We start from the raw sequence: 10,528 nt of genomic DNA on the forward strand, positions 1-10,528 counted from the left end.
CGGCAGCCCCGGCCGCGATGGCGTGGCCGGGGCCGCGGTGGGTCGTCAGCGCCGCGCGTTCTCCGCGAGCACCGCCGCGACCTGCGGCGCGACGCGGTCCGCCCAGACGTCGAGGTGCTCCTCAAGCGCCGGGATCTGCGCTTCGAGCAGCGCCAGGCCCGGGGTCGGCACGATCGCGCCCAGCTCCACCAGCAGCGGCCGCAGATGCACCTCCACCGCCAGCGAGTGCTTGGGATCCCCCATGACCAGCAGCGGCAGCGCCGCCTTGCCCGCCAGCGCGTCGGGCGGGAACCGGTCGGCGAACGCCTTGAGCAGCCCGGTGTAGGTGCCCTTGTAGGTCGGGCTGGCCACTATCAGCACGCTCGCCTCGCGCACCCGCTCCAGCGCCGACGCCACCTCGGGCGACGTGCCGGGCGAGAGCAGGTGCGGGCCGAGCACCGACAGGTCGATGACGTCGTACGCCCGGTCGGCGCCGATGCGCCGCCCCACCGCCTGGGCGGCCTCGACGGCCACGGCGAGGGTGCGGGAGCCGGGGCGCGGGTTGCCCACCAGGGTGACGATGCTCATCGGGCCACCGCCAGGTCCGCGTAGCGGGAGGCCGGCCTGGGCAGGCCGTAGTTGTCGCGGAGCGTGCGCCCCTCGTACTCGTACCGGAACAGGCCCCTGATCTGCAGCTCCGGCACCACGTGGTCGACGAAGTCGTCCAGGCCGCCGGGCAGGACCGGCGGCATGATGTTGAAGCCGTCGGCCGCCCCGGCGAAGAACCACTCCTGGATCTGGTCGGCGATCTGCGCGGGCGTGCCCGCCACGACGCGGTGGCCGCGCCCGCCTGCCAGGCGGCCGATGAGCTGCCTGACCGTGAGGTGCTCGCGCCTGGCCAGGTCCACGACGAGTTTGCGGCGGCTCTGCGCGCCCTCGGTCTCGACGGGCACGTCGGGCAGGGGGCCGTCCAGGTCGTTCTCGGTGAGCTCGATGCCGGTCATGGTGGCCAGTTGCGCCAGGCCGTATGCGGGGATGATCAGGTCCTCCAGTTCTTTCTCCAACCGCAGCGCCTCGCGCTCGGTCGAGCCGATGATCGGGGAGATGCCGGGCAGGACCAGCAGGTCCTCGTGCGACCGGCCGTAGGCGGCCAGGCGCCGCTTGAGGTCGGCGTAGAACGTCTGGCCCTCCGCGAGCGTCTGCTGCGCGGTGAAGACGGCCTCGGCGTAGCGGGCGGCGAACTCCTTGCCGTCCTCCGACGACCCGGCCTGGACCAGGAGCGGATGGCCTTGCGGGGAGCGGGAGGTGTTCAGCGGGCCGCTGACCGCGAAGTGCGGGCCCGCGTGCTCGATGGCGTGGATCTTGCCGGTGTCGGCGTAGCGCCCGCCCACGCGGTCGCCGACGATGGCGTCGTCCTCCCAGCTGTCCCAGAGCTTGCCGGCGACCTCCAGGAACTCGGTGGCCCTGGCGTAGCGGTCGGCGTGCGAGGGGCGCTCGATGCCGAAGTTGCGGGCCTCGGCCTCACCGGCGGAGGTGACGATGTTCCAGCCGGCCCGGCCGCCGCTGATGTGGTCGAGCGAGGCGAACTTGCGGGCCACGTGGTAAGGCTCGTTGTACGTCGTCGACACGGTGGCGATGAGTCCGACGTGGTCGGTGACGGCGGCCAGGGCCGCGAGCAGCGTGAGCGGTTCGAGGCCGCCCAGCGCGTTGTGGCCCACGTTGCCGTGCAGGGCCACGCCGTCGGCCAGGAAGACCGAGTCGAGCTTGCCGCGTTCGGCGATCCGGGCGAGCTCCTGGTAGTGGCGGACGTCGGTGAGGCGGGCCGGCTCGGTGCGCGGGTGCCGCCAGGCCGCCTCGTGGTGGCCGACGCCCATGAGGAAGGCGTTGAGGTGCAGCTTTCTCGTCATGAGATCCTCCAGGTGGAGAAGCGGCGCTCGACGCCGATCAGGAGCAGGTTGAACAGCAGGCCGACCACGGAGATCGTGATGATCCCGGCGTACATGTCCGGGATGCGGAAGCTGGACTGGGTGTCGAGGATGAGGTAGCCGAGCCCGGCCTTGGCGCCGACCATCTCGGCGAACAGCAGGACCAGGATCGAGTACGCCCCCGCCAGCCGCACGCCGGTGAAGATGGTGGGCACGGCGGCGGGCAGGATCACCTTCTGGAACAGGCGGACCGGGCCGAGGCCCATGGATCTGGCCGACTTGATCAGCAGGGGTTCCACGGTCTTCACGCCGCTGATGGTGTTGAGCAGGATCGGCCACGAGCACGCGTACAGCACGAACGTGATCTTCGTCGTCTCCCCGATGCCCAGGATCAGCGTGAACACCGGGAGCAGCGCCACCGCCGAGGTGTTGCGGAACACCTCCAGCAGCGGGGTGAGGAAGTCGGCGATCGGCTGGTACCAGCCGATCAGCAGGCCGAGCGGGATGGCCAGCAGGATGGCCAGGCCGAAACCGGCGAGCGAGCGGACGAGGGACGCCTGGAGGTGCTCGGAGAGCTGGCCGTCGAGGAGGAGGGCGTACCAGGCGGCCAGGTTCTCCGAGAGCGGCGGGACGAACACGCGGTCCACGATGCCGAGCCTGGGCAGCGCCTCCCAGGCGGCCAGGAGGAGCAGGATGGCCGTGGAGTTGGTGATGATCCGCCGGGCGCCGCGCCCGAGGCGGGCGCGCCTGGCTTTCACCGTGACGGACGTGACGGCGGGCGTTAAGGGTGCGGTGTCAGGTTCGCCGTCGGTGCCGGAGTCGTCGGTGCCGGAGTCGTCGGTCTCGGTCTCGGCCTCGTCGTCCGGCAGGTCGTACCAGTGCACGTCTCCCGGGAGCCGCTCACCGAGTGCCGTGTCGGGTTTCGCGTCAGCCATGAGTGATCGCCACCTTTCGCTCCTGAACCTGCGCCGCCGCCACTTCGTCGCGCAGCAAGGTCCACAGGCGGTGACGGTACTCGCCGAAGGCCGGATCGGCCCGGAGGTCACCCTCGCGCGAGTCGAAGTCGACCTCGACGATCTCCTTGATCCGCCCCGGCCTGGACGTCATCACCGCGACCCGCTGGCCGAGGTAGACGGCCTCGTCGATGCCGTGCGTGATGAAGATGACGGTCTTGCCGGTGTGCTGCCAGACGTGCAGCAGCTCCTCCTGCAGCGACTCGCGGGTCTGCGCGTCGAGGGCGGCGAACGGCTCGTCCATGAGCAGCACGTCCGGGTCGAAGGCCAGACTGCGGGCGATGGCCACCCGCTGCCGCATGCCGCCGGACAGCTCGTGCGGGAAGCGCTCCTCGAACCCGGACAGGCCCACCAGCGCCAGGTGCTCCCTGGCGCGTCGTGCCCGCTCCTTCTTGGGCACGGCCTTGGCCTCCAGCCCGAACTCGACGTTGGCCTGGGCGGTGCGCCACGGGAACAGGGCGTACTGCTGGAAGACGACGCCGCGGTCGAGGCCCGGCCCGGTGATCGGCTTGCCGTCGATGAGGATCTCGCCGGTCGTCGGGCCGGTCAGCCCGGCGACCAGGTCGAGGAGGGTGGACTTGCCGCAACCGCTCGGGCCGACGAGGGTGAGGAATTCGCCGTCGCGTACGTCGAGGTCGATGCCGGCGATCGCGGTGAAGTCCTCGTCGGCGTCTCTGACCTGGAACGTCTTGGTGACGTTCCGGATGCTGATCTTGGTCACGAGGTGCTCCCGCCGGCGTAGGGGTTGAACTGGTTGGTGAAGAGGTCGGAGGTCTTGACCTGGCCGGGCTTGATGTCGCCCTCGCGTTCCAGCCAGTCGATCCAGGTCTTGAACTCCTGGTCGGCGATGACGCCGCCCCTCCCCGCGATGCCGGTGCTCTTCCAGAACCGCACGGTGTCCGTGCTCTCGTTGCGGCCCCGCTTGGCGATGATCTTTTCGGACAGCGCGACGACCTCTTCGCTCGTATGGGTCTGCGCCCATGCGATGGCCTTGGCGAAGCCGGTCACGAACGTCTTGGTGGTGGTCGGGTTGGCGGCGATGAAGTCCTCGCGCAGGACGACGGCGCCGGCGGTGAACGGGCCGAACAGCTCCACGTCGGTGAACAGGGGCCGCAGCCCGCCGCGTTCGAGTGCCTTGTCCTTGAGCACGCCGCCGAGGGTGCCGACGTCGAGCTGCCCCTGGCGCAGCGCCTGCTCGGTGTTGACCGGCGGGATCACCACGAGCTGGACCTGGTCGGTCTCCTGCGGCGTCAGCCCGGCGCGCTTCAGGTATTCCTTGATGACGGCCTCGTGGTGGGCGCCGAGGGTGTTGACGCCGATCTTCTTGCCGATGAGGTCGCGAGCGGTTTTGATCGGGCTGTTCTCGCTGACGTAGTAGCCGTTGAAGCTCTCCTTGTCGGAGCCGTAGTAGCCGATCACCGCCTTGATCGGGGCCTTGGCCGCCTTGAGCTTGACGATGGCGCCGTTGAAGGCGCCGCCGAAGTCGGTCTGCCCGGTCGCCGCCGACTGGATGTCCTGCGGGCCCGAGGTGGTGTTGCCGACCCACTTGAGCTTGAGATCACCGAGGTAGCCGAGCTCGGCGGCCAGCTCGGGGTAGGTGACGGAGCCGGCGGCGCCCTGGTAGCGCAGCTCCTTCGTCTCCGATCGTCCGGGTTGTGCCGCGGCGCTGCCGCAGCCCGCGAGGAGGACGGGCAGCAGCATGGCGACGAGGGCAGGTCTGATCTTGATCACGATGGTTCCTCTGGAGGAAGAAGAGGGTTGGGGGCGAGGTACGTGATCAGCGACACTGCGCGCTGGCGACGTGACCGAAGTCCACGTGCGGGCGCCGGGTCAGGTAAAGGCCCTGGCTCATGACTAAGAACGTACGAGCCCGAGCCCCTAAAGTCAACATTTCCTACTTGGGATACATGAATTTAGGAACGCAAGGCCGATGCGGGCACGGGAATGGCCGGGAACGGGTTGTCGGGCAGCAGGATCACCCGGCGCGCGCGGTCGGCCTGGCCGGCGGCGTCCAGGTGGAGCAGCGCGGCGCCGATGCCGGCCGCGCCCACCATGTAGCCGGTGTCCGCCGTCACCTCGCCCGGCCGCAACCGCCGGTAAGCCTGATACCACCGGTAGCCCCGCCCGTCGTGGTCGGTGGCCCGGCCGATCAGGTCCGCGGCCAGCGAACGGGCGTACTCCAGGTGCTCCTCTCGCCCGGTCGCCGCCCATAAACCGACGAACAACTCGATCAGGCCGGCCGCGCCGCAACACTGACAGGCCACGTTCCAGTAGCCCTCGGTACGGCGCTGCGGCACCCCGCTGCTCACGATCCCGTGCGCCAGCCGCTCCACCCAGTCCAGGTCGCCCGGGTCGCCGCCCACCCGGTAAAGCTCGTAGAACATCCTGGCCACGCCGGCCGAGCCGGAGCAGAACCCGAGATAGTGCAGGCTCCTGGCGTGCGGCACGTGGTGCGGGACGACCGCGCACTTGTCGGTCACGACGCTGACCTCGCGGACGAAGGCCGCTCCGCTGCGCGCGGCGAACAGGAAACGTTCGTCCCCCGTGACGCCGAACAGCCGGGCCAGCAGGAACGCGGTGCCCGCGGTGCCGGCCAGGAAGCCGGGCGTGACGGCGTCCACCGGCAGGTCGGCGCAGTCGCCGAAGACGTGCCCGGGGACGGGCAGCCGGGCGATGCGCAGGCCCGCCTCGACGGCCGCCTCCTCATAGGCCGGCACGCCGAGATGGGCGCCGGCCCGCAGCAGGCCGAGGATGATGCCGCCCTCGCCGCGCTGCGCGGGGTCGCGCGACCAGCCGAGTCCGGCGCCGCGCCGGACGATCAGGTCCGCGATGGCCCTGGCCTCCGACTCGAACTCCTCCTCGTCCAGCGCCCAGCCCGCCTCCATGAGCGCGACCATCGTGCCGGTCAGCCCGTGGTAGAGCGAGAGGTCGTCCTGTTCTCGCCAGGTGGCGGCGAGCCTGCGGGCTCCCGCCCGCGCGTCCTCCAGATATGCTTCGTGGCCGCTGGCCGCGGCCAGCTCCAGGAAGAACAGCACGATGCCCGCCGCCCCCGAATACAGGGACGAGGGCTCAGGGCTGACCGCCGACCCGCCGCGCGGATCGGGGTTGGCCAGCCAGCGCCTACCGAGCGCGTCGTCGGCCGCGGCTGCTCTGATCCACCGGCCCGCCAAGATGGCGGCTGTCAGCGGGGAATCGGCCCGGGCGCTCGACGAGCGGATCCTGTCCAGACTCACTCGTCAAGTATCCCACACATTTGGTAGGAAAATCCTGAATATGGGGTCGCGGATAGGCTCTTCTCGTTGCCGCCGACCGATGGAGCCAGCTCGATGATCTTCATTACCGCCAAGTTCCGCATCCTGCCCGAGCACGCCGGCCGGTGGCCGGAGATCGCCGGCGCGTTCACCGAGGCCACCCGGGCGGAGCCGGGCTGCCTGTGGTTCGACTGGTCGCGCAGCGTCGACGACCCGGAGGTATACGTCCTGGTCGAAGCCTTCCGCGACGGCGAGGCCGGGGCGGCGCACGTGCAGTCGGCCCACTTCAAGCAGGCCCAGCAGACGTTGCCGCCCTACCTCGCCGAGACGCCCAGGATCGTCAACGCGACCGTGCCCCAGGACGACTGGTCGGAGCTCGGCGAGATGGCGGTGCCGCCGCGCGGCTGAGGTTCATCTGCGCACGTGGACGCCCCGCCTGCGCACGCTGCCCCAGCCGCCTCACCTGCGCACGTTGCCGTAGGCGAACAGGCTGATCGGGCCGGGGCCGGCCGGGACCGGCTGCTCGGCGGTGACGGCGAAGGCGAGGGTGTTGGTCCCGTGCTCCTTCAGCGGGCCCGCCGGGAGGGAGAAGTCCCGCTGCGGGCCGATGTCGCCGCCGTACTGGCCGATGTTCCAGCCGTTGAGGAAGACCAGCACGCGGTACGCCGGTGACGGGGCGCCGGCGAAGCGCAGGCCGATCGGCACGTCCTGGCCCTTGGGGAGGTCCAGGTCGAACGTGGTCCGGTACCAGGTGACACCGGGGGCCAGCGCAGCGGACGGCGTGGCGGTTTTCCAGGATTTATCGGGATAAGTGGGCAGATGCCATCCCGTGCGCTCGCCGTACAGGCCGCCGTTGTTGAGCGGGCCCCTGACCTTGTCCTGCCCGGCGGCACCCTGGATCTTCCAGGTGATCGGCGTGCCGCCGACCGAGGCGGCGACCAGGCCGCGCGGCTGCTTGAAGCGCAGGTCGTCGGCGATCCAGTCGTCGTTGTGGCCCATGTTGGCGACGAGGACGGCGATGACGTTCGCGGCGCCCGGTTCGAGGACGCCCGCCGGGATGCCGAAGTGGCCGGGGCCCGGGTCCGGGTTCGGCGTGGTCCACTGGTCGCCCGAGTCGGCCTCCACGCCGCCGGCGGCCGAGCCGAGGTAGCGGCCGTTCAGCCAGACCAGGTAGTTGCCGCGCAGGCCGGTGATGGCGTTCAGGTCGATGGTGGTCTCGGCGCCGGTGGCGGTGAAGCGGCCCCGGTACCAGAGGTTGCCGTAATGGTGGCCGTAGTCGTCGGCGTACAGGACGGGCAGGGTTTTGGGCGGGTGCGGGCTGATGGTGGTGGTGTGGTCGGCGGCGGTCCAGCGGGAGTCGTCGAAGGCCGGCTGGGCCTCCGGCGACTCGGGCCGGGCGCGCCAGGAGGTCAGCGCGGGCAGCGGGGCCGGGGCGGGCGGGCGGGTGCTGCCGAGCATCGAACCGCTGGAGGTGCGCGTGACGCGGACGTCGTCGGCGCCGATCCGCAGGCGGCGGGCCGAGGACGACGCGAACACCTCGACCTCCCCGGCCGTGGTCGCCGCCGCACCCGTCGCCGTTCCCGCAGCCGTTCCCGCAGCCCTTCCCGCAGCCGTGGTCGCCGCCACGTCGGCGGTCAGGTTGACGGTGTCGCCCTGGGCGGCGGCCGAGCGGACCAGGTCGGTGCCGCGTACCAGCACCGGGCCCGAGGCGGTGTCCGCGCGCCAGAACGCCGCCGCCTCCTCGTCGGTGCCCAGCAGGAGCAGCAGCGGGCGCCGGCCACCACCGGTGATCAGCACCCGGGCCAGCCCGTCGTGGGTGTAGTCGAGCCGCAGGTCGCCGTCCGCATAGGCGCTGCGCACGCTGCCCTGGAGCACCGTGACCGACGGCTGGGAGGCGTAGCGGAGGATGGTGGCCCCCGGCGAGCCGCCGGTGCCGTAGAGGAGCGCGACGTCGCGGCCACCGATGGGGGCGTGCGTCATGATCTCCGAGGTGGACAGGGCCAGGCGCTGGTCGCCCAGGTCGTACCCGGCGACCAGGACGTGCGCGTCGCGGCCCGCCACCCGCACGGGCACCTGGTGGCGGCCGTCGGGGGCGGCCCAGTCGAGGGTGGCGTCGTCCGTGCCGGTCGCGGCCCGGTCGGTGTGCCGGACGAGGACGAACTGGGTGCCGGTGTCCGGGTTCGCCCTGGCGGTCGTGGCGATGGCCGGGTTGCCGGACGAGGCGGGGCTGGTGACCTGGTCGGTCTTGGCCAGCGGGGTGACGGCTTCCAGGAAGTAGCCCTGGCGCTTGAACTCGTCGTACTTGGGCGTGAGCCGCCGGGCCTCGGTGATCGCGGCGCCGTAGTCGTAGGAGGTGTAGACGTCGTTGGGCTGGGCCAGCCAGCCCCAGTTGGTGCCGCCGTAGCCCATGTAGTAGGAGAACATCGTGGCGCCGGTCGTGATCAGGTTGTTCTTGTAGAAGAACTTCATGAAGGCCGGGCCGGTGAGCTCGCGGCACTTGTCGTAACCGGCGTTGCCCAGGTCGATCGCGCCCGCCTGATACTCGGCGGCGAAGACCGGGATGTCGTCGCGCAGCTTCTCGGTCAGCCCCTCACCCCAGGGACCCCAGACCTCCGGAGTGGCGCAGTCGAAGGACTGCGGGTAGTCGTCGACCCCCGGGATCTGCACCGCGCCCGGCCCGGTCGCCCAGGTCGAGCTCCAGCTTCCGGCGTCGCAGCAGTCGTTGGTGGTGATCGGCACGTCGATGCCGTCGGCCCGCGCCTGGTCCTGGATGTCCTGCATGTACGCGGCGTCGGTGTTGACCTGGTACTCGTTCTCGGCGTTGTAGAGGATCACCGGGCCGCCCTCCGTGACCTGGTGCCTGGCCAGGATCGGGTTGATCCGGTGCAACCACTCGCGGTAGGCCGCCTGGAATCCGGCCTCGCTGCTGCGGGCCCGCCCGGGCACGGTCTTCACCCAGGCGGGCAGGCCGCCGCCGGTGGTCTCCGCGTTGATGTACGGCCCTGGGCGGGCGATGACGTACAACCCGGCCTGCTCGGCGATGCGCAACAACCGGTCCACGTCGCGCACGCCGGTGAAGTCGTACACGCCCTGCTTCGGCGAGTGGTAGGCCCACGAGAAGTAGAGCGAGACGGCGTTGAACCCGGCCGCCTTGAACTTCTCCAGCACGTCCCGCCACAACTCGGGGCTGGGCAGCCGGAAGTAGTGGAACTCGGCCGACTGGAGCACGACCCGGTGGCCGTCCACCATCAGGGAGTACCGGTCGTAGGTGACCTCGTGCGCGGCGCGGGCGGCGTGCGCGGGCACGACCAGCGGAGCGGAGCCGAGCAGCAGGACCAGGAACACCGAGAGCAAGCGTCTCATGGTCGCCTTCCAGGGGCGTGCTGGGCGTGGTGCGGCAGCGCTATTAATTTGGCGTCCATCCAAACAAAAGTCAACGCTCCCGCACCGACAGGTCACCGCCGTCGAGCGAGACGGCCAGGCCCGTGGAGCGACCGGCATGTTGCAAGCCTCGCCGGAAACTCAGGCACCCGTCAGGCACGCAGGACGGTGACCTGGCGGCCGGACGGTGTGGTCGCCTGCTCGAAAGCGCCGCGTTCCTTCCAGGGCGCGGCCTCGGGACGCCGGTCGAAGACCACCAGTACGCCGGTGGGCAGGGTGAGACGGTCGAGATACCCGTCGAGCTGCGCGAGGCCGTCGGGTGCCGGGTCGACTCCGCCTGCTCGCCAGACCTTCAGCTCCATGGCCTCGCGCTGCACCAGCCGTTCGCCTTCGGGGCCGGTGTAGGGCCAGCGGACCAGGACGTCCAGGCGTTTGGTGCCGGCGGCGTACTCGCGGTCGAGCTGGCCGCCGCCGTTGACCAGGCGGTGCAGGAAGGCCATGAGGATGATCTGGCAGGCGGCCTCGTGATAGCCCTCCTGGTGGATGAGCACCTCGCCGTGCTCGCGCCAGAACACGACGAACTCCCGCAACAGGCGGGGCAGGTCGAAGCCGCCGTCCGGCAGCACGAAGCTGTGCGGATCGGCCATCATGTACTGTTCCGACGGGTCGCCCAGCACCCGCAGGATGACCTCCCGGTAGATCGGGTTCGCCACCTCCAGCGGAGGTCTCTGCTTGACTAGGCCCAGGTCCCGGACATAGGACAGGTCGTCGGAGAAAGTGGGGTCGATATCGGGGAGGACACCGGCCACCATGGGCTCCATCACCCGCTTGACTCGGGGCTCGTGCAGCCGGGCCACCAGGGAGTCCAGATGCATGGCCCGCTTCCGGATCAACCGTTCCTTGGCCTCCTCCACCTGCCCGACGGTGATGGCATCGGTCACTCCCATCTTGAAGGTGATCTCATAGGCGAGGGCGTTGA

The 10,528-nt window shown here is 70.6% G+C and carries 9 protein-coding genes; 1 reads left to right on the plus strand and 8 read right to left on the minus strand.

All coding sequences use genetic code 11. The annotated features are described in order from the left end of the window. Positions 1 to 45 precede the first annotated feature (45 nt). The 6 genes from ACWD0F_RS44765 to ACWD0F_RS44790 all read right to left on the minus strand — a co-directional run bounded on the left by ACWD0F_RS44765 (position 46) and on the right by ACWD0F_RS44790 (position 6,150). A complete protein-coding gene (locus ACWD0F_RS44765) occupies positions 46 to 567 on the minus strand; it encodes an NADPH-dependent FMN reductase (RefSeq protein ID WP_449888137.1) in 522 nt (173 codons plus the stop codon). Next, a complete protein-coding gene (locus tag ACWD0F_RS44770; protein WP_449888139.1) occupies positions 564 to 1,886 on the minus strand; it encodes an LLM class flavin-dependent oxidoreductase in 1,323 nt (440 codons plus the stop codon). Before ACWD0F_RS44770 ends, ACWD0F_RS44765 begins: the two co-directional genes overlap by 4 nt. After that, positions 1,883 to 2,839, minus strand: coding sequence for an ABC transporter permease (locus ACWD0F_RS44775; RefSeq protein WP_449888141.1), 957 nt, complete (start codon positions 2,837 to 2,839; stop codon positions 1,883 to 1,885). The genes ACWD0F_RS44770 and ACWD0F_RS44775 overlap by 4 nt, the downstream gene beginning before the upstream one ends. Continuing rightward, on the minus strand, positions 2,832 to 3,638 hold the full coding sequence (locus tag ACWD0F_RS44780) for an ABC transporter ATP-binding protein (RefSeq protein WP_449888143.1): 807 nt from the start codon (positions 3,636 to 3,638) through the stop codon (positions 2,832 to 2,834). The genes ACWD0F_RS44775 and ACWD0F_RS44780 overlap by 8 nt, the downstream gene beginning before the upstream one ends. Further along, positions 3,635 to 4,648 carry an ABC transporter substrate-binding protein gene (locus ACWD0F_RS44785; RefSeq protein ID WP_449888145.1) on the minus strand — a complete coding sequence of 338 codons (1,014 nt, stop codon included), beginning with the start codon at positions 4,646 to 4,648 and terminating at the stop codon, positions 3,635 to 3,637. Before ACWD0F_RS44785 ends, ACWD0F_RS44780 begins: the two co-directional genes overlap by 4 nt. A gap of 182 nt (positions 4,649 to 4,830) precedes the next feature. Next, complete coding sequence (locus ACWD0F_RS44790) at positions 4,831 to 6,150, minus strand: lanthionine synthetase LanC family protein (RefSeq protein WP_449888147.1); 1,320 nt, start codon at positions 6,148 to 6,150, stop codon at positions 4,831 to 4,833. A 93-nt stretch (positions 6,151 to 6,243) separates the two neighbouring features. Between ACWD0F_RS44790 and ACWD0F_RS44795 the strand changes: the two genes are divergently transcribed. Continuing rightward, positions 6,244 to 6,576, plus strand: coding sequence for a putative quinol monooxygenase (locus ACWD0F_RS44795; RefSeq protein ID WP_449888149.1), 333 nt, complete (start codon positions 6,244 to 6,246; stop codon positions 6,574 to 6,576). 51 nt (positions 6,577 to 6,627) lie between these two features. Here the strand turns inward: ACWD0F_RS44795 and ACWD0F_RS44800 are convergent, their stop codons facing one another. After that, positions 6,628 to 9,531 carry a beta-galactosidase gene (locus ACWD0F_RS44800; RefSeq protein ID WP_449888151.1) on the minus strand — a complete coding sequence of 968 codons (2,904 nt, stop codon included), beginning with the start codon at positions 9,529 to 9,531 and terminating at the stop codon, positions 6,628 to 6,630. Positions 9,532 to 9,701: 170 nt separating this feature from the next. Next, a partial coding sequence (locus tag ACWD0F_RS44805; protein ID WP_449888153.1) for a hypothetical protein occupies positions 9,702 to 10,528 on the minus strand: 827 nt, incomplete at its 5' end.

This window comes from Nonomuraea sp. NPDC002799 (assembly GCF_053592075.1).